The following is a 22606-nucleotide window of genomic DNA, read 5'->3' as shown; positions in this document are numbered from 1 at the left end:
TCGCGCGAGCCGACACCGACGCCGGCACGCGAGTCGGAACGGCAGGGACGCCGGGTCCGGACGGACGGAGACGACGTGCAAGCACACGCCACCACCAGGAGCACGGCCGGGGTCACCCGCCGCGGGTTCCTGCTCGGTGCGGGCGGCATCGGCGCGGGCCTGGCACTCGCCGGGTGCGCCCCGCTCGGAGGATCGAGCAGCCGACCCGAGACGATCACCTTCTACGTGTCGAAGCCCGAGGTCATCGGGTACTTCGACGACGTCATCGCGAAGTTCCACGACAGCCAGTCCAAGATCCGCGTGGTCCGCGACTCGACGTCGAACATGTCCGCGAACTTCGTCCGGAACCGACCGCCGGACCTCGGGTGCCTGAACTACAACTACGCGATGGTGTCGTTCGTCGAGCACGGGGCCCTGACCGACCTGTCGGACCTGCCCGAGAAGGACACGATCAACCCCGACCTCTGGCCCCTGATGCGCCAGACCGCGGACTACCCGGGCCGGACGAGCGTCCTGCCCTACTCGGTGACCGCCGCGTCGGTGATCTACGACAAGCATCTGTTCGCGCAGCAGGGTCTCGAGGTACCGACGACCTGGAGCGCGTTCACCGACGTGTGCGAGCGTCTCGTGAAGGCCGGGATCACCCCGATGTACGGCACGTACAAGGACAACTGGACGATCGCCCAGGGCATGTTCGACTACTCGGTGGGCGGCATGCTCGACGTGCCGTCGACCTTCGCGGCGCTCGACCGCGAGGGCACCTCGGTCGGCAGGGGGTCGGCGGTGTCGTTCGAGAAGGACTTCGCCGCTCCCGTCGGTCGCATGGTGGACCTGCTGCAGTGGCACCAGCAGGGCGCCGCCAGCCGGGGCTACGGCGACGGCAACCTCGCGTTCGCGCAGGGGAAGGCGGCGATGTACCTGCAGGGCCCCTGGGCGCTCGGCGAGATCGCGAAGACGAACCCCGACATGGACCTCGGCACCTTCCCGTTCCCGGCGACCGACGACCCCGCCGACAACAAGGTGCGCGTCAACGTCGACCTCGGGCTCTGGATCCCCGAGGCCTCACGGAAGCAGGAGGCCGCCCGCGAGTTCCTGTCCTTCCTGATGAGCCCGGAGATCAGCGACCGGTACAACGCCGACAACAACGGCTTCGGCGTGCGGAAGGACTCCCCTCCGGTCTCGAACCCCGCGCTCCGCGGCATGCAGGACTCGTACGACCAGGCCGCGTTCTACCTCGGCGCCTCGCAGCTCATCCCCGCCGAGATCCCGGTGGCGAACTACCTGCAGTCCATCGCCTTCGGCGGTGCGCCCGACCCGCAACTCCGCACCCTCGACGGCGACTGGGCGCGGCTCGCGCTCCGGTCGGCCGCGTAAGGAGACGACCTTGGCCACCACGACCACCGAATCGATCACGACGGCGGACCGCCGCCGCCGGGGCGGAGCCGCACCGCGCCTCCAGGCCGGCGTCCGCGGACGCGCCAAGCGCGTCGATCCGCTCTTCCTCCTGTTCCTCGTCCCCACGCTCGTGCTCTTCACCCTCGCCATCACGCTCCCCGCAGCGATGGGCATCGTGCTGAGCTTCACGAACTCCGTCGGCTTCGGCGAGTTCCGGTTCACCGGCCTGACGAACTACGTCGCGGTGTTCTCCGACCCCGCGATCCTGCAGGCGTACCTGTTCACCATCGGGTTCTCGCTCGTCACCGTGCTCCTGGTGAACGCCGTGGCGTTCCTGCTCGCGATCGCGCTGACGTCGAAGATCCGCGGCAAGATCGCGCTCCGCGGCGTCTTCGTCCTGCCGATGGTGATCTCCGGCATCGTCATCGCCTACGTGTTCTCGTTCCTCTTCGCGAACAGCCTGCCGGCGCTCGCGACCACGCTCGGCATCGCCCCGCTCGAGCAGAGCATCCTGGCGAACCCCGACCTGGCGTGGGTCGCGATCGTCGTCGTGACCGCCTGGCAGGCGATCCCGTCGACGCTCCTCATCTACATCGCCGGCGTCCTGTCGATCCCCGGCGAGGTGTACGAGGCCGCGGCGCTCGACGGTGCCAGCGCCTGGCGGCAGCTGGTCTCGATCACCGCACCCCTGACGGCGGGCTACATCCTCATCAACCTCGTGATCGGGTTCAAGAACTTCCTGAACTCGTACGACATCGTCGTCGGCCTGACCGACGGCGGCCCGGGCACCTCGACCACGACGGTCGCGATGTCGATCTTCAAGGGCTTCAGCGGCGGCGACTACGCGTACCAGATGGCGAACGCGACGATCTTCTTCGTGATCGCCGTCGTCATCGCCGTGATCCAGCTGCGGGCGACCCGCGGGAAGGCAGCGCTCTGATGACCATGCAAGCACCCCTCCGTCCGGGCACGACGGCGACCGGCAGCATCCGGTCGGTCGACGCCGACCGCACCGCCGGACGCCGCGGTGAACGGTTCAACTGGCCGGTCACGATCGTCCTCGCGCTGTGCACCCTGTCCGTCCTCGTCCCGCTCTACGTCACCGTGACAATGGCGTTCAAGACCACGACGCAGGCCGTGGACGGCAACGCGTTCTCGCTGCCGGCGCCGTTCAGCGTCGACGGCTTCGTGCAGGCCTGGGAGCTCACGGACTTCCCGCGGGCGTTCGGCGTCTCGGTGCTCATCGCGGCGATCACCGTCGTCGGGACGATCCTGCTCGCGTCGTTCACGGCGTACGCCATCGCCCGGAACTGGGAGCGCCGCTTCTTCCGCTGGTCGTTCTTCTACCTGCTCGCCGCGATGTTCCTGCCGTTCCCGGTGCTCGCACTGTCGCAGGTGAAGCTCACGGGCCTCGCCGGGCTGGACAACCCGTTCGGCGTCGCGATCCTGCACGTCATGTTCCAGCTGTCGTTCAGCGTGCTGCTCTTCACCGCGTTCCTGCGCTCGATCCCGGCCGAGCTGGAGGAGAGTGCCCGCATCGACGGTGCGAGCACGGGGCAGGTGTTCTGGCGACTGGTGTTCCCGCTCCTCGCGCCGATGAGCGCCACCGTCGGCATCTTCGCGTTCCTGGCGTCCTGGAACGACTTCGTGATGCCGTCGCTGATCACCTCGGACCCGGCGCTGCAGACCCTGCCGGTGCTGCAGCAGATGTTCCAGACGCAGTTCAGCAACAACTACAACGTGTCGTTCGCCTCGTACCTGATGGCGATGGCCCCGGCGATCATCGTCTACCTCGTCACCCAGCGATGGGTGATGGCCGGCGTGACCCAGGGCGCGATCAAGTGACGCCGACGTCGCCGTCCGCGACCGCGGACACGAACGCAGCCGCAACGACCACGACCACCACCCGCACGAACAACGAAAGGCCCGACGTGACCGACACGCTCGTCCAGCCCGCAGCCGCCACCGACGCCGAGACCTGGTGGCGCCAGGCGAGCGTCTACCAGGTGTACCCCCGCTCGTTCGCCGACGCGGACGGCGACGGCATCGGCGACCTCCGCGGGGTGACCTCACGGGTGCCGTACCTGGCCTCCCTCGGCATCGAGGCCGTCTGGCTCAGCCCGTTCTACCCGTCCGCACTGGCCGACGGCGGCTACGACGTCGACGACTACCGCGACGTCGACCCGCGTCTGGGCACCCTCGCCGACTTCGACGAGATGGTCGATGCCCTGCACGGCGCCGGCATCCGGGTCATCGTCGACATCGTGCCGAACCACACGAGCGACCGGCACGCGTGGTTCCGCGAGGCACTGGCGTCGCCGAAGGGCAGCCCGGCCCGGGACCGCTACGTGTTCCGCGACGGCACCGGTCCCGACGGGTCCGAGGCGCCGGCCGACTGGGTGTCGATCTTCGGCGGCCCGGCCTGGACCGCCGTGGGCGACGGCCAGTGGTACCTGCACAACTTCGCGACGGAGCAGCCCGACCTGAACTGGGCGAACCGCGAGGTGCGCGACGACTTCCTGCACACGCTGCGCTTCTGGTCGGACCGTGGTGTCGACGGCTTCCGCATCGACGTGGCGCACGGCCTGGCGAAGGACCTGCCCGCAGGCGAGCTGCCCACGTGGGCCGAGGTGCTCGCCGCCCCGAAGGACGGCTCGCACATCCTGTGGGACCGCGACGACGTGCACGAGATCTACGCCGAGTGGCGGACGGTGTTCGACGAGTACACCCCGGCACGGACGGCCGTCGCCGAGGCCTGGGTCGCAGCCGACCGCCGTGCCCGGTACGCCAGCGCCGAGGGACTCGGGCAGGCGTTCAACTTCGACCTGCTCGAGGCGGACTTCGACGCACAGCAGTTCCGCACGATCATCGAGTTCAACCTCGGGCTCGCCGAGCAGTCCGGCTCGTCGACGACGTGGGTGTTCTCGAACCACGACGTCGTCCGGCACGCCACCCGCTACGCACTGCCCGCCCGGAACGGCGACGAGCAGAAGCAGGGGTCCGCGTGGCTGCTCGCGGGCGGTGACCAGGCGGCGCTCGACCGTTCGCTCGGACTCCGTCGGGCCCAGGCGGCGACGCTCCTCGAGCTCGCGCTGCCCGGCTCGGCCTACCTGTACCAGGGCGAGGAACTCGGCCTGCACGAGGTCGGCGACATCCCCGACGCCGAGCGCCAGGACCCGGCGTTCTTCCGGAACCCGGGCGTCGACGTGGGCCGTGACGGCTGCCGCGTGCCGATCCCGTGGACGCGGCAGGGTTCGTCGTTCGGGTTCGGCGAGGGCGGCTCGCACCTGCCGCAGCCGGCGTGGTTCGCGCAGGTCTCGGTCGAGGCGGAGGACGCCGACCCCGACTCGACGCTGAACCTGTACCGGAAGGCCCTGGGCCTGCGCGGCCAGCTGCAGTCCGAGGAGCACCTCGAGTGGCTCGAGACCGGTCGCGACGACGTGCTCGCGTTCCGCCGGCCGAACGGCTGGACGAGCGTGACGGTGTTCGGCGACGAGCCGTACGCACTCCCCGCCGGCGAGCTGCTGCTCGCCTCCGCGCCGGTGGCAGACGGCGCACTGTCGGGTGTGGGGACCGCCTGGTTGCGTTCCTGACGGAACCCGGTGGCGGACGGGAGGCGCGGTGCAGGCAGGCACCGCGCCTCCCGTCCGTCGTGTGGTCACCTCGGTCGTCGCCCACCGGGCAGGACCGGGCGTACCAGGTGGGAACGGGCGTACCGGGTCGAACCGTTCGACCAGGTACGCCCGTTCTCGCTTCCCACCGCACGTGCGATGGACTCATTCGTCGCCGGTAGGGTCGGCAGCATGAGCGGCGCGAGCATCAGCGTGCGGGACCTCGTCATGCGCTTCGGGGACCGGGACGTCGTCGACGGGCTGTCGTTCGACGTGGCCCCCGGCGAGACCTTCGGGCTGCTCGGCAGCAACGGTTCGGGCAAGACCACCACGATCCGGGCGCTGCTCGGCATCACGACGCCGACCTCCGGCACCCTGCTCGTCGACGGCGCACCGTACCGACCCGCGACCGGCGGCATCGGGTACCTGCCCGAGGAGCGCGGGCTGTACCGCAAGGAGTCCGTGCTCGACGTCATGACCTACTTCGGCACGCTGCGGGGCCTCCGCCGCACCGAGGCCGCGGCGTGGAGCACCGAGTACCTCGAGCGCGTCGGGCTCGCCGACCGCGCGAAGCTCCGTGTCGACAAGCTGTCCGGCGGGCAGCAGCAGAAGGTGCAGCTCGGCATCACGATCATGGACCGACCGCGCCTGCTCATCCTCGACGAACCGACGAAGGGGCTCGACCCGGTCAACCGTCGGCTGCTCCTCGACCTGGTCGACGAGCGGAAGGCTGACGGCGCGACCGTGGTCCTCGTCACGCACCACATGGACGAGGTCGAGCGCCTCTGCGACCGCATCCTGCTGCTCAAGGACGGCCGGGCAGCCGCGTACGGCAGCATCCCCGACGTGCAGGACGCCTTCGGCGGCGCCGTCGCCCGGGTGCAGCTCACCGGCACGGTCCCCCGTTCTCCCCTGTACCGCCTCGCCCGGCACGAGGGTCACGTCGCCCACCTGGTGCCCACCGAGGCAGCCGCGGTGGACGGGTCGGACATCCTCGCCGCGCTCGTCGGCGCAGGTGTGCACGTGACCGCGTTCGAGATGCGCCGCATCCCGCTCGACGAGATCTTCGTCCAGGTCTACGGCCACGACGCCGGGGCCGACCAGGCCCCGGCCGGCCGGGCGTCGACGCAGCACACCACCGCGAGCGGGGCGGCGGCGTGAGCCGGCTCGGGACGGTCGTGCGCTTCGAGTTCGTCCGCGCCGTCAAGAAGCCCGCGTTCTGGATCGGCACCCTCGCGCTCCCGATCGTCGTCGTCCTGGTCTCGGTGCTCGTCGGCGTCGGACAGGCGGCCGGCTCCGACTCGATCTCGTCGAGCGCCTCGGCGGCGAAGACCTCGTTCCGGTACGTCGACCACTCGGGCCTGGTGTCGGCGCGGGTCGCGGCCGAGTGGGGCGGGTCGCCGTCCGACGACCCGGCCGCCGACCGCGCGGCCGTCCGGGCGGGCACGCTCGAGCTCTTCGTCGAGTACCCGGAGAAGCCGTCGGCGCAGGCGATCCGGCTGGATGCCGCCGACCGCGGACTGTTCGAGAACGGTGGCTACTCCTCGCTCGCCGAGCGGGTGCTGGAACGCAGCGTCGCGGCCTCGGTCGGTGACGAGGAGGCGGTGGCGCTCCTCCGCGCCCCGCCGTCGACCGACCTGACCACGTACGCCGACGGCCGCGTCGCCCCGGGCTGGCTGTCGATCGTCCCGCCGCTGCTCTACGCCCTCGCGTTCTTCGGCATCGTGATCCTGCTCGCGACCCGCATGGTGACGGTGGTCGTCGAGGAGAAGGAGAACCGCATCTCCGAGATGATCCTGACCGCGGTGACGGCCGGTGACCTGATCCGGGGCAAGGTCCTCGCCATGTTGCTCGTCGGGCTCGTGCAGGTCGGGGTCGTCGTGCTGCCGGGCCTCGCGGTCGCCCTGGTCGCACTGCCCCTCGTCGCGTCGCGGCTCGGTGGCCTCACGGTGGACCCGTGGCGGATGGTCGTCGGTGCGCTGCTGCTCGTCGGCGGGGTGCTGCTCGCCTGCGGGCTCTTCGTCGCCGTCGGCGCTGCGGTGCCCTCGATCAAGGACGCCTCGACGCTGCAGTCCGCCGCGATCTTCGCCCTGATCATCCCGCTCTACGCGGCGTTCTTCGTGATGACGACGCCGTCGTCGCCGGTGGCGGCGTTCTTCACGTACTTCCCCACCTTCACGCCGATCACCGCCATGGTCCGGAACGCCGTCGGATCGCTGTCCGTCGTCGAGTCCGTCGTCTGCATCGTCGAGGTGTTCGCCGTGGCCGCGGTGCTGCTCTGGTTCGCCGAGTACCTGTTCCGCCACTCGGTGGCGCAGTACGGGTCGAAGGTCACGGTGCGGCAGATCGCCGGCTGGCGCCGGGGCCGAGCCCGGGCACGCTGACGCGGTCCGACGGACGCGGGTCGTCGACGGGCCGACGGGTGTCGACGGCGGCACCGCTCGTGGGTCAGCCGCGGACGAGCGCCTCGTCCACGTCCCAGGCCACGGCTTCGGGCTCACGCCAGCCGTGCCGGAGCGTGTGCACGGCACGGTCGTACTCGACCAGGACGTCGAGGTACGGCCGGACGAGCATCTGCAGCTGGAGTCCCTCGTAGACCGCGAGCAACTGGGTCGCGGCCTGGTGGGCGGGGATGCCGATGGTCTCCAGACCGGCGTCGACGTCGCGCTGCAGCCCGACGGTGAGCTCCTCGACGTACTCCTCGAAGCGCTTGCGGAAGAAGCCGGCGAAGTCCCGTTCGGACGCGGCGAGGGTCACGACGCCCGCGAGCACCCGGACGAGACCGGGGTCGGCGACGTCCTCGGCCAGGGTCATCCGCACGTGCTCGAGCGTGCACCGCGGCACCGACGACCGGCGGGATCCGCGGAGCTGCAGCCAGCGGTCGTAGACCACAAGGAGCAGTCCGTCCCAGGTCGGGAAGAGCCGGTCGACGACCGTGCGGTCCACGCCGCAGGTCTCGGCGACCGTACCGGCGTCGACCTCGTGGAACGGGTGCAGCCGGTAGGCCCGGATCGCCCCGCGCACGATCCGCTCGGCCAGCGACGCGTCGTCCTCGACGGACCCGCCGTGCATGTCTGCCATCCCGACAGTCCACCGCACCCGGCCCCGGCGTGTCTCCACCCAGTGCGGGGGTCAGGCAACACCTGTCGAGCGCGTCAGCCCACCGTCACCGGCGCCGCCGACGGCTTGCGCCCCTGCTGTACCCAGACGAAGAACCCGGTCAGGGTGAAGGCGCCGTAGAAGACGTACATGAGCCCGGACGCGTAGTAGCCGGCCGAGAAGAGCAGCGGCACCCCGACCAGGTCGACCGCGACCCAGATCAGCCAGAACTCGACCCAGCCCTTCGCCATGCCGTACGTCGCCAGCACGGACCCGACGAAGATCCAGGCGTCGCTCCAGACCGGCTCGTACGAGCCGAGGGCCCGGAACACGGGCGTCAGGACGGCGGTGCCGCCCACCAGCGCCAGCACCAGCAGCCCCCGGGTCGACCAGGAGGCCCACCGCGGCTCGACGACGGTCGTCGCCTCGTCCGCGCGGTGCGTCCACCGGTACCACCCGTAGACGCTGACGACGATGAACATGACCTGTCGGCCGGCCTGGCCGAGCAGGTTCACCGGGTTCGGGGTGTCGAAGAGCGCACCCATGAACACCGTGAAGAGCAGGGCGTTCCCGAGGATCCCCACCGGCCACGCCCAGACCCTGCGACGCATCCCGCCGAGCGCACTGAGCAGCCCGAACACGTTGCCGATCACCTCGCGCCAGAGCACGGTCTGGTCGCCGATGACGAGCTGCGCGTCGAACAACCACCGCACGATGCCCATGGGCCCTCCTCGTTCCGAGACCGTGCAACCGTACGGGCAGCGGGCGCATTCCTCCGGCCGCGCGACCCCGTGTGACGTGCCGGTCTAGGCTCGGGCAGCGTGACGGACGGGCTCGTGGAGGACGCGGTGCGGCGAGCGCGGACCCTGCTCGACCACGCGGCCGCGCGCCTGCGGGCAGCCGGCGTCCGCGACGAGGCCCTCGGCGAGTACGTCGAGCCCCGCGCCGTCCTCGGGATCCGTCGGGAGCCGACGATCCGCTCGCTCGGCCGGGTCTGGCGCGTCGGAGCCCTGCTGCTCGGATCGTCCTCCGAGACCGCCGGCGGGGTCTGGGCGACCGGGCAGATCACCCGCGTGACCGACCCCGGACGCCAGCAGTTCGTCTCGGTCTCCGCCGAGGTGCGCCGCGCCTACCGGGCGGCCGCGGCGAAGGGGCACTTCGCCGCGGGCGACACGGTCAACCACGGCGCGGTGCCGATCCCGCTCGACGACTCGCTCGTCGGGGCCGATGGTGTGCTCGCCGTGGTCGACGGCGAACCGGTCGTCCGCTGGTCCCCCACCTCCGGGACCGCCGTGCCGCTCGAGGACTACCTGCGGGACCGGGTCGCGCTGCTCGTGGACCCGCCGAGGGGCGCGACCGACTGAGCTGCGTCCGACGCAGGTCGGACGGTCAGGCTCCTCCGGAGTCGGACTCCCGACGCCCCGCCGCCACGCGGTCGAGCCACTCCGCCAGGACAGCGCGCTCGGCTGCCGTCAGTCGGTCGAGTTCCTCGACGCCGGCGCGCAGGGTCGACGCCGCGGTGCGGAGCGCCCGGTCGGGACCGGCGACGACGTCGCGCTCGGGGACGACGACCTGCGCCTCGACCGCGGCCCAGACCGTCTCGGCCAGGGCAGGGTCGCGTCGGCCCTCCGGTTCGCCCAGGATCGCGAGCACGGCACCGGTACCGGCCGCGTGCACCAGCCGGACCGCCTCCGACGCCCCGACGAGGAGACGTCCGGCCACCGCGACCCGTCGCAACCGTTCCTCGAGCACACGCAGCCCGGCCGCCACGGCGGGTGACCCTCGCCCGCGACGCGGGTCGCTCATGATGACGAACAGGTCGGGGTTGGCGAGCCCGAAGGCGATGGTCGCGTCCCATCCCGCGCGGAGCGCCTCGACCGGGTCCGTCCCGTCCGCTCCGGCGGCGTCGACCATCGCGGCCTTCTCGGCGCTGAACACCGTCATGACGTGCTCGGCGACCGCGTCGAGCAGTCCGTCCTTGTCCCCGAAGAGCCGGTAGATCGTGGGCGCCTGCACTCCTGCTCTCGCGGCGACCGCTCGCGTCGTCACCGCGTCGACACCGCCGTCGTGGAGGAGCTCCGCAGCGCCGACCACGATGCGCTCGCGGACGTCGCGACGGGAGTCGATCGCCGGTGCGGTACTGGTCACGGATCAACGCTAACAGGTGCTTGCTTCCACCGAAAACCAGCGCTACGGTTCTCGTGTTTCCACCGCTAACACGAACGAGGCCACCATGATCACGATCACCGGAGCGACCGGCGCACTCAACGGCGCCACCGCCGACCACCTCCTCGACCACCTCCCGGCATCCCGGCTCACGGTGGTGACACGGGACCCCGCACGCGCCGCGCGGTTCGCCGAGCGCGGCGTGACGGTGCGTCACGGCGACTACGACGACCCGGCGGGCCTGGTCGAGGCCTTCGCCGGCTCGGACCGCCTGCTGCTCGTCTCGTCGAACGACCCGGGAGGGGACACCGTCCGGCAGCACCGGAACGCCGTGCAGGCCGCGGCGAGCGCCGGCGTCGGACACGTCTTCTACACGAGCCACCAGGGCGCGGGAGCGGCGTCCCCGTTCGTGCCGGCACAGCACCACGCCGCCACCGAGGACCTGCTCGCCGAGTCGGGCCTCCGGTGGACCTCGCTCCGGAACGGCTTCTACGCCCACAGCCTGCAGTGGCTGCTGGGGCCGTGGCCGGAGACGGGGACGGTCGCCCTGCCGGCAGACGGACCGGTGTCCTGGACCGCCCGTGAGGACGCAGCCGAGGCGGCCGCCGCCCTGCTGCTGCAGGAGACGCCGGCCGAGGGACCGGTGACCATCACCGCGACCGCGGCACCGACCTTCGGGGAGCTCACGGACCGGCTGGCCGAGCGCGTCGGTCGCGACGTCGGCTTCCGGCTCGTCGACGCGGAACAGTGGGTCGGCGGCGCCGTCGCGGCGGGGCAGGACGAACGCATGGTCCGGTTCCTGCTCGGCATGTACGAGGCAGCGGCCGGAGGGTGGTTCGCGGGGACGGACCCGACGCTCCGGACGCTGCTCGGCCGCGAGCCGAGGTCTGCGGACGACGCACTCGACGCCGTCGTCGCCGGCACGCGCTGAGCGGACGCCGTCGTGCCGGTCAGCCTGCCGCGAGCGCGACGCCCCGGCCGACCGGCCGACCGGCATCAGCGGCGCGACCGCGCGGTGAGCCACTCGTCGAAGGACGGTCCGACCACCTCCGTACCCACGTCCGGCAGGAGCGCACCGTCGCGGAACGCGCGCCCCAGCCGACCGGGGATGCGGAGCGGCAGCGCACGGATGCCGGGAGCGGGCAGCGACTCCGTCATCGCCAGCAGTGTCGTCCGCCGCGGCCCGGCGACCTCGACGCGTCGCTCCCTGCGCTCACCCGAGACGACCTCCGCCACGACGGCGGCCACCGCGGTCAGCGCCACGGGAGCGATCGTCATCGCCGGGACCAGCGCGACGCGACCGACGCCGAAGCGCTCGGCGTTCTGCTCCGCGAACTCGTGCCACTGCGTCGAGCGCACCACCGACAGTTCGGCACCGGTCGTCGCGGCGGCCCGTTCCTGCGCTGCCTTGCCAGCGAAGTAGCCGTACCCCTGCACCTCCGGACGCTCGCACCCGAGGACCGAGAGCAGGACGTGCCGCGCCCCGACCGCTGCGGCAGCCGAACCGATCGCGGTGGTCGACCGGACGAAGAAGTCGGTGGCTCGTCGGCGGCTCGTCGTGAAGCGACCGGTGGCCTCGACCACCACGTCGGCACCCCGGAGCACAGCCGCGACGTCGTCGCGCAGGACGTCGAACCCCGTCCGCCGCGACGACACCTGCACCGCCCAGCCCCGCGCGGCGATCGCCGCTCCGATCGCTCGACCCGATGCTCCCCCGCCGACGACGACTGCGCGCACGACACCCTCCCGATCGATCCTCTACAGATGTAGAGAACAGTACGATGTCCTGGCCGAGAGGGGAAGCCATGGGACGACGCGACGACCTCGCCGACGCGGCGGTCCGTCTCGTGGCGCGCGGCGGCGCGCGGTCACTCACCCACCGCGGCGTCGACACCGAGGCAGGGGTCCCGCCCGGGTCGACGACGTACTACGCGTCGACCCGGCACGCACTGCTCGCGCTGGTGGCGGCGCGGATCACCGAGCAGCTGGCGTCCGACGTCGCCGGACTCCAGCTGCCGGAGGACCCGGACGACGCCTCGGTCGTCGCGGTCGCCACCGGGTTCCTCGACGCACTCGCTGCTCGCGGCGATGCACAGGCCGCCCGGCTCGCGCTCCTCGTCGAACTGCGCGACGACCCCGGACTGCGTGCTCCCCTGACCGGCGCCGACCCGGTGCGTGACGACCTCGTCCGAGCGGCACGGACCCTGCTCGACGGCATCGGCGTCGTGGACCCGGACGGCTCAGCACGGGACCTCGTCGGGATCGTCGACGCCCTGCTGCTCTACCGGGTCGGCGCGGTCGCCGCCGTCGATCCGCACGCGGTGCTCACGGCCTACGTCGCCGGGCTCCCGCGGAGGTGAACCCCGCGGTGGTCAGGCGCCGAGCCCGTCGACCACCGCAGCACGGGCCATCGCGTCGACACCGTCGCCGAGCGCTCCCCTGCTCACCGACCAGAGGGCGGACTCGACCAGCCGTGCCGTGCACCAGGCGGCGATGCGGTCCGGGGACTGGCCGGTCGTGTCCGACAGCACGGCGACCCGGTGCCGGACGGCGCGCAGGGGGTCGCCCGTGCGGAAGGGGTCGTCGACCTGCACGAGCACCGGGCTCAGGTCGTAGGCCGGATCGCCGACCATCGGCTTCGGGTCGATGACGAGCCACGGCGCCCGGACCGCCGCGAGCACGTTGCCGGGGTTCGCGTCCCCGTGCACGACCACCGACCGTGGGGCGCCGCGGGGCAGGGTGCGGAGCAGGTCGGTGCCGCGGCGCACGAGTCCGGGGTCGAAGGGTGGCGCGAGCTCGAGCATCCGGGCATCGGCGAGCGCCGCCCACTCCGCGGCGACGTCGGCGACGGACTCGAACGGGTGGTCGTCCGGGATCCCGGTCGCCCAGAGCCGCGTGAGCAGACCACCCGCGGTGCGCAGGCGCTCCTCGGCCGGCACGTCGTCGCGCTGCACGAGGCGGGTGCCGGGGTCGCAGCGCTCGAGCAGCAGCACGAAGGGGTCGTCCGGGTCCACGGCGAGCAGGCGGACCGCCCCGGCGCCGTCCCACCACCCGAGCGCTGCTGCCTCGTGCTCGGCCTCGCGGTGCGGCAGGGACAGCTTGAGGACGGCATCGCCGCCGTCGGGCAGCCGCACTCGGACGACGTGCGAGACGCTGCCGCCCGCGTACGGCTCGCCGGGGCGCAGGTCCCAGCGCTCGACCGCGCGGGCGAGCAGACGCGGGACGGACGCACGCCAGTCCTGCTCGGTCGGCCACATGCTCGGAGCGTACCGAGCGCCGGGACGGGGGTGGCGGGGCGGGGGCGATCCGGGCCTCCAGTCCGACCCGTGCAGGGGGCGTCGCCGACGCCGGTCGTCGGCGGCCCTCGGTCGCACGACGTGCCGTCGGCGGCCGTTCCGGTCGCACGACGTGCCGCGCCCGCCGAACACGAGCGGCACGTCGTGCGACCGGAACGCGGCCGCCGGGCCAGCCCTGGCCGCCGACGCCGACGCCGGGGCACACGCGCCGTCAGCCGGGCGTCACACGCCGCCGGTAGCGTCCGGGCATGGCACCCGACCACGGCAGCACCGACGCCGGCAGCACCGACCGCACCCGGCTCGTCCTCCCGGGGCAGTACGGACCGCTGTTCGACGACGGCGGCCCCGCGCTGGTGGTCGAGGCGCGCGAGTTCTTCACCGCACGACCGATGCACCGGGCGAAGGCACACCTCTGGTTGAGCGCCCTCCGCCACCGGGTGCGGGAGCTCGGCGACCGGGCCGAGCACGTACAGGTCGAGGGTCTCAAGGACGCGCTGGTCGGCCGGGACGACCTCGACGTGGTCGACCCGCCCTCCCGCACCCTGCGCGCGCAGGTCCGGCACTGGGGCCGTGGCACCGAGATCCTGCCGAGCCGCGGCTTCATCACCGACGAGGCCGAGTTCGCCGAGTGGGCCGCCGAGCGCACCGGACGCTTCCGGATGGAGACCCACTACGAGCGGGTCCGCCGCCGCGAGGGCTGGCTCATGCACTCGGACGAGCCGATCGGCGGGAGGTTCAGCCTCGACGACCAGAACCGGGAACCACCGCCCAGGGGAGCGACCACGCTCGGGCTGCCCGATCCGTGGTGGCCGACCGAGGACGAGATCGACGACGAGGTCCGCCACGACCTCGACCGCTGGGAACACGACGGCCTCGTCCGCTTCGTCGGCAGGGACGACACCCGCCGCTTCGCCGTGACCGCCGACGAGGCCCGGCAGGCCCTCGACGACTTCGTGCAGGTCCGGCTCGGGGACTTCGGGCCGTTCGAGGACGCCACGCTGACGAACGACTGGACCATGGCGCACTCGCTGCTCAGCGTGCCGATGAACCTCGGCGTGCTCGACCCGTTCGAGGTCGTCGAGGCAGCCCTCACCGCGCACCGCGACCACGACGCCCCGCTCGCGAGCGTCGAGGGCTTCGTCCGCCAGGTCGCGGGCTGGCGCGACTACGTCTGGCACCTCTACTGGTGGTTCGGCGACGACTACGGCGCCGAGGAGAACGCCCTCGGCGCACACGAGCGGCTCCCCCGCTGGTGGCAGGAGCTCGACGCGTCCGAGATCGACGCGGTCTGCCTGTCCACCGCGATGGAGGGTCTGCACGACCACGGCTGGCTGCACCACGTCCAACGGCTCATGGTGCTCGGCAACTGGGCCCTGCAGCGGGGCTACGACCCGGTCCACCTGACGGAGTGGTTCACCGACGTGTTCGTCGACGGCACCGACTGGGTGATGCCCGCGAACATCATCGGGATGTCGCAGCACGCGGACGGCGGGATGGTCGCGACGAAGCCGTACGCCTCCGGTGGCCGCTACATCGACCGGATGTCGGACCACTGCGGCGGCTGCCGCTACGACCCGACGAAGCGGCTCGGCGAGGACGCGTGTCCCTTCACCGCCGGCTACTGGGCGTTCCTGTCGCGCACCGAGCCCGCGCTGCGGGAGAACAACCGGATGGCGCGGCCGCTGCAGCAGATGCGGAAGCTGGCGGACCTCGACGAGGTGGTGGACCAGGAGGCGCGGCGCGGCACGCCCTGACCGGCCCCGCGTCCCGTCGTGACCAGGCGTGGGGGGGGGGGGGGGGGGGGGGGGGGGGGCGCGCGGGCCCCCCCCCCCCCCCCCCCCCCCCCCACGCCGGTCACCAGCCGCGCACGCAACGCGTGCGCCCGTGGAGCAGCAGACGTCGGGTCACCCCCGGCCACTCGACGGTTGCTGCTCCACCGCGCGAGGGAGGCGCCCGCGTGGAGCGCACCGGTAGGGTCGGCTCGTGGCCAGCAACGACGCATTCGACGACCGCTACGACCTGCGCGAGTTCGCGCCGACGACCGACGCCGAGGGGGCGCCGACGCCGGAGACCGAGGCGTGGATGCGCGCCGTCGGGTTCGGGTTCCACGAAGCCCACCCCGACGCCGAGGGTGCCGCGCGGATGGCGTCGCACTTCCTGGAGGACCAGGAGACGTTCCTCGGCGTGTACCTGCGCGACCCGTTCCCGGGCTCGGTCGACGAGACGTGGCCGGCCGGGACCTTCACCTGGTTCCGCAAGCGCCTGACGTGGGCCGAGGGCGCCGCGATCGACACGCAGGCGATCTCGGCCGTGACGGTCCGACCGACCGAGCGTCGGCGCGGGATCCTCCGCCGCATGATGACGCACGCGCTCGAGCGCGGCGTCGCCGAGGGCTACGCCGTCGCGTCCCTCACCGCGTCCGAGGGCACCATCTACCGCCGCTTCGGCTTCGGCTGCGCGATCCGTGAGCGGGCGGTGACCGTCCGCCGCGAGCGGGCACTGCCGCTGCTCGCGCCGACCACCGGCACCGTCGCGGTCGTCACGCCGGAGTGGCTCGCCGAGGGCACCGGGCGCGCCGTGTTCGACCGGTTCGACGCACGCACCCCGGGCTCGATGGTCCGGAACGCCGGCACGTGGCCGATCGTGTTCGGGCTCCGCGACGGCGAGGGCCAGCCCGCGAAGGACGTCCGCGCCGCGGTGCACCGCCCCGACGACTCCGACGAGGTCGACGGCTACGTGACCTGGCGCGTGAAGGAGGGCAAGGGCGACACCGTCCTCGAGATCGTCGACCTGGTCTACGCGAACGATGCCGCGTACCTGTCGCTCTGGGAGTTCCTGCTCTCGATCGACCTGAACGACGTGGTGCAGTACAGCCGCTCGCGGCTCGACGACCCGATCGTCGCGGCCCTCGGCGACAACCGCGCCTACGACGTCGAGCACGAGGAGGACCACGTCTGGCTCCGGGTGCTCGACGTGCCGGCGGTGCTCAGCAGCCGGCCGTACGCGGTCGACGGTTCGGTGACGCTCGCCGTCTCCGACGCGATGGGGTTCGCGTCGGGCACCTACCGGCTCGACGTCACCGACGGGCAGGGCACGGTGACGCGCCTGTCCGACGGCGCCGACGGCGAGGCCGACCTGCGGCTCGACGTGGCTGACCTCGGCGCGGTGCTCATCGGCTCGGTGTCCCCGGTCACCCTCGCCGCGGCCGGACTCGTGCGTGCGGCGGACCAGACGGCGCCCGCGCTGCTCCGGGCGATGCTCACGCCGGCCCGCACGCCGCACGGGATCACGTACTTCTAGGCGTGCGCCGGGCGCGCCGCCCGCTGCACCACGACCAACCGGAAGCACCTCGCGCCACGGAACCCCATGGCGCGAGGTGCTTCCGGTTGTGCAGCAGCACGCCGCACCACCAATCGCGCCGACACATGGCGAGCCGACGTTGCGCGTCGCGGGCCCGGGCTGCCGGCCGAGCGGGGACCGGCACCTACGCCCGGCGACGCACCCGTGGGTCGACGAACGCGTAGACGACGTCCACGATCACGTTCGCGGTGACGATGAGCAGCGCCGAGAACACCGTGAAGCCGACGACCACCTGCAGGTCGAGGGTGTGCACCGCATCGATGAGCAGCGCTCCGAGGCCCTGCATCGAGAACACCTTCTCGGTGATGACCGCGCCGCCGAGCAGCGACCCGAGGTCGAGCCCGAACAGCGTCACCACGGGCAGGATCGCGGTCCGGAGTCCGTGCCGCACGACGACCTGCCGCTCCCGCAGGCCCTTCGCACGCGCGGTCCGGACGAAGTCCTGCGACATCGACTCGAGCATCTCGCCGCGGGTCAGCCGCGCGTAGATGGCCGCGCTGATGAAGGCGAGCACGCACCACGGCAGCACCAGGTGCGTCACCCACCCGACCGGGTCCTCGACGAACGGCACGTACCCGCTCGTGGGCAGCCAGCCGAGGGTGAACCCGAACAGCAGGATCGCGAGCAGCCCGATCAGGTACGCGGGCGAGGACACCCCGGCGACGGCGACCGTCATGACGGCGCGGTCGGCCAGCGTCCCCCGCTTGAGCGCGGACACCGTGCCGCCCGCCACACCGGCGACGAGCCACAGCACGGCCGCCCCGACGGCGATCGACGCGGTCACGGGCAGGCGCGACGCGATGAGGTTCGTGACGCTGTCGTGCAGCTGGAACGAGTACCCGAAGCACGGTGCCGCGCACGTGATCGTGGAGGCTCCGGAACCGAAGGTGCGGCCGGCGAAGATGCCGGCGAGGTACGCCCCGAACTGCGCGAACCACGGCTTGTCGGTGCCGAGGAACGCCTGCACGTCGGCGAGCCGCTCGGGCGTGCACGGCTTGTCGCAGATCGCCCGGGCCGGGTTCGTGGGCAGCAGCATGAACAGCGCGTAGGTGATCGCCGCGACGACGAACAGCACGACGACGGCGCCGAGGATCCGGACGGCCAGGAAGCGGACGGTGCTCATCGGTCGCCCCCGCGCGGGTCGAGGGCGTCGCGCAGGGCGTCACCGAGCACGTTGAAGGCCAGGGTGATGAGGAACAGTGCGGCTCCGGGGAAGACGAGGTACATCGGATCGGTCTGCACCCAGCCGATCGCGTCGCCGATGCTGCGGCCCCACGACGGCGTCGGCGGGTTCACCCCGACGGCCAGGAAGGACAGCGCGGCCTCGGCGCCGATCATCGACGGGATCGAGATGGTCGCGTAGACGGTGATCGTCGCGGCGAGGTTCGGCAGGAGCTGCTTGCGGATGACGTGCCAGCGCCCCGCACCCATCGCGGTCGAGGCGACGACGTAGTTCCGGCTCACGAGCGAGAGCGTCTGCCCGCGCACGACGCGGGCGACGGAGGGCCACCCGAAGAACCCGATCACGAGCACGACGAGCAGCGGCTTCGGGAACGAGGTCGGCACGACCGCGGTGAGCGCGATCATGAAGACCAGGGACGGGAACCCGAAGATCACGTCGACCACGCGCGACAGCACCCGGTCGTACCAGCCGCCGAGGAACCCGGTGGTGACACCGACGAGCACCCCGATCACGATCGACATCGCGGTCGCGGCGAGCCCGATGCCGAGCGAGGTCCGTGCGCCGTAGGTCACGATGGCGAACAGGTCCCGCCCGGTCAGCGGCTCGACGCCGAACCAGTGCTCACCGCTCACGCCGCCGGCAGCACCGCGGGGAGCCCCGAAGTCGTTCAGTGCGTCGACGTCGTAGCTGTACGGGTTCTGCCCGGTGGCGGCGGCGATGAGCGGTGCGGCGATCGCCACGACGACGAACACCGCGACGACGATCGCGGCGGCCACGGCCCAGCGGTCCTGACGGACCCGGCGCACCACGGCGCGGAACCCGGTGGTCCGACCGGCCGAGGCGGAGACGGGCCTGTCGACGACGTTCGCGGTCACGAGACCACTCCTTCCCAGGCGCGCCAGGCCTCGCGGCGGGCGGCCTGTCGCGCGGGATCGGCGACCGGGGCCGCCGCGAGCAGCATGCGCGTGTAGTCCTGCTGCGGGTGGTCGAGCACGGCGGAGGTCGCGCCGCGCTCGACGATGCGGCCGTCGTGCAGCACGACGACGTCGTCGGCGAGCTGGCGCACGACGGCCAGGTCGTGGCTGATGAGCAGCATGCCGAAGCCGAACTCGTCCTGCAGGTCTGCGAGCAGGTCGAGCACGGCGGCCTGCACGGTGACGTCGAGGGCGCTGGTCGGCTCGTCGGCGATCACCAGGGCCGGTCGGAGCGCCAGTGCCCGGGCGACGGCGACGCGCTGCCGCTGGCCGCCCGACAGCTGGTGCGGGAACCGTTCGGTCCACGACGGGTCGAGCTGCACCGCGGACAGGAGCTCGCGGGCGCGGTCGGCGCGCGAGGCCGGTGTGCCCTCGCCGTGCACGAGCAGCGGTTCGGCGATGCTCCAGCCGATGGTCTGTCGCGGGTTCAGCGACGACGCCGGGTCCTGGAAGACGATGCCCACGCGGCTGCGGAGCTCGCGCAGGCGCTTCCCGCGTGCGGTGCGCAGGTCGTTGCCGTCGACCTCGACCGAGCCGTCCACGACGGGGACGAGTCCGGCGAGCGCGCGGCCGATGGTCGACTTGCCGGACCCCGACTCCCCCACCAGGCCGAGCGTCCGGCCGGCCGTGAGTTCGAGGTCGATCCCGTGCACCGTGGGGTCGCCGCGGCGTGCGTAGCGCACGGCGACGTCGCGCAGGCGCGCGACCGCGGGTGATGGCCGGGAGGCACGAGACTCGGCCCCCGACCCGGCCGCGGCCGACGGTGCGGACGCGGGGTGTGCCTCCAGGGCGGGGACCGCGGCGAGGAGCTCGCGCGTGTAGTCGGCCTCCGGGTGCGCGAAGACGTCGGCGACCGCTCCGTGCTCGACGGGGTCACCGCGGCGCATCACCAGCACCTCGTCGGCGACGTCCGCGACCACACCCATGTCGTGGGTGATGAGCAGGACGGCGAGGTCGCGTTCGCGACCGAGCCGACGCAGCAGGTCGAGGATCCCGGCCTGGACCGTCACGTCGAGTGCGGTCGTCGGCTCGTCGGCGAACAACGCGACGGGGTCTCCCGCGAGCGCCATCGCGATCATCGCCCGCTGGAGCTGCCCGCCGGACAGCTCGTGCGGGTAGGCCTTCCGGATCCGGGCCGGGTCCGGCAGCCCGGCAGCCCGGAGCAGCTCGTCGACGCGGGCGGAGACGCCCGCCCGGTCCAGGTCGGTCGGGTGCGCCCGCACGGCCTCGGCGATCTGCGTGCCGATCGCCAGCACGGGGGTGAACGAGTTCATCGGTTCCTGGAACACGACCCCGATGCCCGCACCACGGACGGCGCGCAGCTCGTCCACGGAGGCGCCGATGAGCTCGGTCCCGCGGAACCGGGCGCTGCCCGACACACGGGCGGAGGGTGGCAGGAGTCCGAGCACGCTCATCGCGCTGACGGACTTGCCCGAACCGGACTCGCCGACGAGCGCGAGCACCCGGCCGGGCGTCAGGGTGAAGGAGACGTCACGGACGACGGGCTCCGCGTCGCCGAACGCGACGCGGAGCCCCTCGACCTCGAGCAGCGGTGCACTCACTGCGAGAGCGAGACCTTGAGGTAGTTCGGGTAGGCCGGGAAGTCCGCGATGCGGAAGTTCTCGACGTTCGACCCGGCCAGGAAGGACTGCTTCGCGTAGATCAGCGGGACGACGGGGGCGTCCTCCATGATCCGCCGGTCCGCCTGCGCCCACAGCTCCTGCGCCTCGGACTGGTCGACCGTGCCGGTCGCCTTCGCGATGAGGGCGTCGACCTCGGGGTTGCTGTACTTCGAGACGTTGTACCCGCCCCCACCGATCTCCGACGAGTCGTAGAGCGGCTGGATGTTGGCGTTCGCGCTCGGGAAGTCCGGCTGCCAGCTCGACAGCGAGAGGTCGAAGTCGGTGCCGTTCGTCGTCGCCTGGGTGAACGAGTCGTAGTCGAGCGGCTTGAGCGTGACCGTGATGCCGGCGCGCTTCAGCCCCGCCTGCAGGGCCTGCGCCTGGGACAGGTAGGTCGGGTCGTTCTGCGTCACCAGCGTGAGCTTCAGGTCCTCGGCACCGGCGTCCTGCAGCAGCGCCTTCGCCTTGTCGACGTCGCCCGTCGCGCCGGTCTCGTACAGGTCGTAGTCCTGGCGTCCGGCGATGCCCGGCGTCACGAGCGTCGACGCGTACTCGCCGGCGAGCGCGCCGCCGGCGGCGATGCGGAACGACTTGCGGTCGACGGCGTACTGCAGCGCCTGGCGGACCTTCAGGTCCTTGAGCGCCCCGCGCTGCGTGTTGATCGCCATGTAGGTGATCGGGCCGGCCTTGCTCGTCGCGAGGCGGTCCTGCGCAGCGGGGTTGGCGCGCACCTGGTTGAGCTCGGCGGCACCGAGGAACTGCGCACCGAACGCGTTCTTCGCGTCACCGTTGTCGGCGATCAGGCTCTGCGTCGTGGTCGACGCGTCCTGGCTCTCCTTGAAGACGATCTTCGACGGACCGGCCGTGCGGATCGCGTCGGTCTTCGCGCTCCACTCCTTGTTCCGGACGAGCGTCACCTGCGAGCCCTGCGTGTTCGACTCGATCTGGTACGGGCCGCTCGACACGGGCTTCGCGTCGTACGCGCCGGTGTCCTTGCCCTCGCCCTCGGGCACGGGCGCGAACGCCGGCATCGACGCGAGCCACGGCCAGTCGCCGTACGGGGCGTCGAGCGTGAAGACGATGGTCTTGTCGTCGGGGGTCTCGATGCTGTCGAGCGTCTTCCCCTCGAACGGGCCCTGGTAGTCGGAGCCGCCGACCAGCAGGGACTTGTGGTAGCTCAGGCCGCCGGTGAGGTTCGGCGCGAAGGACCGCTCGATCCCCCACTTGATGTCCTTCGTGGTGATCGGCGTGCCGTCCTGGAACTTCAGGCCGTCCTTGAGCGTGTAGGTCCAGGTCCTGCCGCCGTTGCTCGACTCACCCGTGGTGGTCGCCAGGTCGGGGACGACCTTCGCGGTCTTCCCGGGCTGGACGTCCCAGGTGGTCAGGCGGCGGGCGACCAGGCCCATCGAGGTGATGCCGAGGCTCTGGCTCGTCGCCGGGTCCCAGTGCAGCGCGGTCTGCGCGGTGAGGATGTCGAGCGTGCCGCCCTTGCTCGTGCCGGTGGACGCGTCGTCCGACGCGCCGCCACCCGAGCAGCCGGTCAGCACGAGGGCTGCGGCGGCGGCGACGGCCGCGGTGATCGTCAAGCGCTTGGGGCGGTGCATGGTGTGCTGCTCCTCGTGGGGGGGGGGGGGGTGGGGGTGTCGAGCGCCGCCGACCGGGGGTCCGGTCTGCTGCGGCCAGCGTCGTCGTGGTGGACGGGGTGTCCGTCCCGGTTCGGGTGGCCGGGCGGTCCATGGTGGCACCGGTCGGTGCGCGGACCCGAACGCTCGCGTGGTCCGGACGACATGCAACGCAACATTGCACGACGCAACAGCACAACGCCTGCGGCTCGAGCGTATTCCCGCGGCGCGCGAGGCGTCCGGTCACGCCCGACGGACGGCGACGACGGACACCGGTC

20 protein-coding genes are annotated in these 22606 nt (G+C 72.3%); 11 read left to right on the top strand and 9 right to left on the bottom strand.

Annotated features, from left to right (window positions below):
• Positions 1-75 precede the first annotated feature (75 nt).
• The 6 genes from ACIP6W_RS12870 to ACIP6W_RS12845 all read left to right on the top strand — a co-directional run bounded on the left by ACIP6W_RS12870 (position 76) and on the right by ACIP6W_RS12845 (position 7390).
• Positions 76-1374, top strand: a complete 1299-nt coding sequence (locus ACIP6W_RS12870) for an ABC transporter substrate-binding protein (protein ID WP_400429941.1) — start codon at positions 76-78, stop codon at positions 1372-1374.
• A 10-nt stretch (positions 1375-1384) separates the two neighbouring features.
• The gene (locus ACIP6W_RS12865; protein ID WP_066655553.1) at positions 1385-2335 is read left to right on the top strand and encodes a carbohydrate ABC transporter permease; all 951 of its coding nucleotides are present in this window, start codon (positions 1385-1387) and stop codon (positions 2333-2335) included.
• Positions 2335-3240: a carbohydrate ABC transporter permease gene (locus ACIP6W_RS12860; protein ID WP_066655554.1), complete on the top strand. Its 906-nt coding sequence runs from the start codon at positions 2335-2337 to the stop codon at positions 3238-3240. The genes ACIP6W_RS12865 and ACIP6W_RS12860 overlap by 1 nt, the downstream gene beginning before the upstream one ends.
• A gap of 86 nt (positions 3241-3326) precedes the next feature.
• A complete protein-coding gene (locus ACIP6W_RS12855; protein ID WP_400429938.1) occupies positions 3327-4988 on the top strand; it encodes a glycoside hydrolase family 13 protein in 1662 nt (553 codons plus the stop codon).
• Positions 4989-5198: 210 nt separating this feature from the next.
• The gene (locus ACIP6W_RS12850) at positions 5199-6167 is read left to right on the top strand and encodes an ABC transporter ATP-binding protein (protein ID WP_066655558.1); all 969 of its coding nucleotides are present in this window, start codon (positions 5199-5201) and stop codon (positions 6165-6167) included.
• Positions 6164-7390 carry an ABC transporter permease gene (locus ACIP6W_RS12845; RefSeq protein WP_251161008.1) on the top strand — a complete coding sequence of 409 codons (1227 nt, stop codon included), beginning with the start codon at positions 6164-6166 and terminating at the stop codon, positions 7388-7390. The genes ACIP6W_RS12850 and ACIP6W_RS12845 overlap by 4 nt, the downstream gene beginning before the upstream one ends.
• Before the next feature lie 64 nt (positions 7391-7454).
• Here ACIP6W_RS12845 and ACIP6W_RS12840 read toward each other — a convergent pair whose 3' ends face one another.
• Both ACIP6W_RS12840 and pnuC read right to left on the bottom strand, forming a co-directional pair.
• Positions 7455-8087, bottom strand: coding sequence for a TetR/AcrR family transcriptional regulator (locus ACIP6W_RS12840; RefSeq protein ID WP_209684953.1), 633 nt, complete (start codon positions 8085-8087; stop codon positions 7455-7457).
• Positions 8088-8161: 74 nt separating this feature from the next.
• Positions 8162-8827, bottom strand: coding sequence for a nicotinamide riboside transporter PnuC (gene pnuC, locus ACIP6W_RS12835; protein WP_066655568.1), 666 nt, complete (start codon positions 8825-8827; stop codon positions 8162-8164).
• A 99-nt stretch (positions 8828-8926) separates the two neighbouring features.
• Between pnuC and ACIP6W_RS12830 the strand changes: the two genes are divergently transcribed.
• Positions 8927-9469, top strand: a complete 543-nt coding sequence (locus ACIP6W_RS12830) for a hypothetical protein (protein WP_209684951.1) — start codon at positions 8927-8929, stop codon at positions 9467-9469.
• Positions 9470-9494: 25 nt separating this feature from the next.
• On the opposite strand, the gene ACIP6W_RS12825 is transcribed toward ACIP6W_RS12830, so the two are convergent.
• Positions 9495-10253 carry a TetR/AcrR family transcriptional regulator gene (locus ACIP6W_RS12825; protein ID WP_066655576.1) on the bottom strand — a complete coding sequence of 253 codons (759 nt, stop codon included), beginning with the start codon at positions 10251-10253 and terminating at the stop codon, positions 9495-9497.
• 85 nt (positions 10254-10338) lie between these two features.
• Here ACIP6W_RS12825 and ACIP6W_RS12820 point away from each other — a divergent pair, with 85 nt between their 5' ends.
• The gene (locus ACIP6W_RS12820) at positions 10339-11202 is read left to right on the top strand and encodes an NAD(P)H-binding protein (protein ID WP_400429935.1); all 864 of its coding nucleotides are present in this window, start codon (positions 10339-10341) and stop codon (positions 11200-11202) included.
• 65 nt (positions 11203-11267) lie between these two features.
• On the opposite strand, the gene ACIP6W_RS12815 is transcribed toward ACIP6W_RS12820, so the two are convergent.
• Positions 11268-12008, bottom strand: coding sequence for a hypothetical protein (locus ACIP6W_RS12815; protein ID WP_400429933.1), 741 nt, complete (start codon positions 12006-12008; stop codon positions 11268-11270).
• A 68-nt stretch (positions 12009-12076) separates the two neighbouring features.
• Here ACIP6W_RS12815 and ACIP6W_RS12810 point away from each other — a divergent pair, with 68 nt between their 5' ends.
• Complete coding sequence (locus ACIP6W_RS12810) at positions 12077-12631, top strand: TetR/AcrR family transcriptional regulator (RefSeq protein WP_251154545.1); 555 nt, start codon at positions 12077-12079, stop codon at positions 12629-12631.
• Between the two features lie 12 nt (positions 12632-12643).
• Here the strand turns inward: ACIP6W_RS12810 and ACIP6W_RS12805 are convergent, their stop codons facing one another.
• A complete protein-coding gene (locus tag ACIP6W_RS12805; protein WP_400429931.1) occupies positions 12644-13528 on the bottom strand; it encodes an aminoglycoside phosphotransferase family protein in 885 nt (294 codons plus the stop codon).
• A gap of 287 nt (positions 13529-13815) precedes the next feature.
• On the opposite strand from ACIP6W_RS12805, the gene ACIP6W_RS12800 reads away from it, so the two are divergent.
• Both ACIP6W_RS12800 and ACIP6W_RS12795 read left to right on the top strand, forming a co-directional pair.
• Positions 13816-15321: a cryptochrome/photolyase family protein gene (locus tag ACIP6W_RS12800; protein WP_311206041.1), complete on the top strand. Its 1506-nt coding sequence runs from the start codon at positions 13816-13818 to the stop codon at positions 15319-15321.
• A gap of 229 nt (positions 15322-15550) precedes the next feature.
• A complete protein-coding gene (locus ACIP6W_RS12795) occupies positions 15551-16867 on the top strand; it encodes a GNAT family N-acetyltransferase (RefSeq protein ID WP_400429929.1) in 1317 nt (438 codons plus the stop codon).
• Between the two features lie 184 nt (positions 16868-17051).
• On the opposite strand, the gene ACIP6W_RS12790 is transcribed toward ACIP6W_RS12795, so the two are convergent.
• The 4 genes from ACIP6W_RS12790 to ACIP6W_RS12775 are packed head-to-tail and all read right to left on the bottom strand — an operon-like array spanning position 17052 to position 22310.
• The gene (locus ACIP6W_RS12790; protein WP_066655611.1) at positions 17052-18050 is read right to left on the bottom strand and encodes an ABC transporter permease; all 999 of its coding nucleotides are present in this window, start codon (positions 18048-18050) and stop codon (positions 17052-17054) included.
• Positions 18047-18985 (bottom strand): ABC transporter permease, encoded by a 939-nt coding sequence (locus ACIP6W_RS12785; protein WP_400429927.1) that lies wholly within the window; start codon positions 18983-18985, stop codon positions 18047-18049. Before ACIP6W_RS12785 ends, ACIP6W_RS12790 begins: the two co-directional genes overlap by 4 nt.
• Positions 18982-20646: a dipeptide ABC transporter ATP-binding protein gene (locus ACIP6W_RS12780; protein ID WP_400429925.1), complete on the bottom strand. Its 1665-nt coding sequence runs from the start codon at positions 20644-20646 to the stop codon at positions 18982-18984. Before ACIP6W_RS12780 ends, ACIP6W_RS12785 begins: the two co-directional genes overlap by 4 nt.
• The gene (locus ACIP6W_RS12775; RefSeq protein ID WP_209685711.1) at positions 20643-22310 is read right to left on the bottom strand and encodes an ABC transporter substrate-binding protein; all 1668 of its coding nucleotides are present in this window, start codon (positions 22308-22310) and stop codon (positions 20643-20645) included. The genes ACIP6W_RS12780 and ACIP6W_RS12775 overlap by 4 nt, the downstream gene beginning before the upstream one ends.
• Positions 22311-22606: the final 296 nt, after the last annotated feature.

This window comes from Curtobacterium sp. NPDC088465 (genome assembly GCF_044753165.1).
In the GTDB taxonomy this organism is placed as follows: domain Bacteria; phylum Actinomycetota; class Actinomycetes; order Actinomycetales; family Microbacteriaceae; genus Curtobacterium.
The sequence above is the reverse complement of the archived record's forward strand: the minus strand, read 5'-3'. Positions and strand labels throughout refer to the sequence as shown.

What these genes read in the sequence shown, in the direction of transcription:
- ACIP6W_RS12860 (WP_066655554.1), top strand. Translation starts at nt 2,335, where the DNA reads ATGACCATGCAAGCACCCCTCCGTCCGGGCACGACGGCGACCGGCAGC.
- ACIP6W_RS12850 (WP_066655558.1), top strand. Translation starts at nt 5,199, where the DNA reads ATGAGCGGCGCGAGCATCAGCGTGCGGGACCTCGTCATGCGCTTCGGG.
- ACIP6W_RS12840 (WP_209684953.1), bottom strand. Translation starts at nt 8,087, where the DNA reads ATGGCAGACATGCACGGCGGGTCCGTCGAGGACGACGCGTCGCTGGCC.
- pnuC (WP_066655568.1), bottom strand. Translation starts at nt 8,827, where the DNA reads ATGGGCATCGTGCGGTGGTTGTTCGACGCGCAGCTCGTCATCGGCGAC.
- ACIP6W_RS12820 (WP_400429935.1), top strand. Translation starts at nt 10,339, where the DNA reads ATGATCACGATCACCGGAGCGACCGGCGCACTCAACGGCGCCACCGCC.
- ACIP6W_RS12810 (WP_251154545.1), top strand. Translation starts at nt 12,077, where the DNA reads ATGGGACGACGCGACGACCTCGCCGACGCGGCGGTCCGTCTCGTGGCG.
- ACIP6W_RS12805 (WP_400429931.1), bottom strand. Translation starts at nt 13,528, where the DNA reads ATGTGGCCGACCGAGCAGGACTGGCGTGCGTCCGTCCCGCGTCTGCTC.
- ACIP6W_RS12800 (WP_311206041.1), top strand. Translation starts at nt 13,816, where the DNA reads ATGGCACCCGACCACGGCAGCACCGACGCCGGCAGCACCGACCGCACC.
- ACIP6W_RS12790 (WP_066655611.1), bottom strand. Translation starts at nt 18,050, where the DNA reads ATGAGCACCGTCCGCTTCCTGGCCGTCCGGATCCTCGGCGCCGTCGTC.
- ACIP6W_RS12775 (WP_209685711.1), bottom strand. Translation starts at nt 22,310, where the DNA reads ATGCACCGCCCCAAGCGCTTGACGATCACCGCGGCCGTCGCCGCCGCC.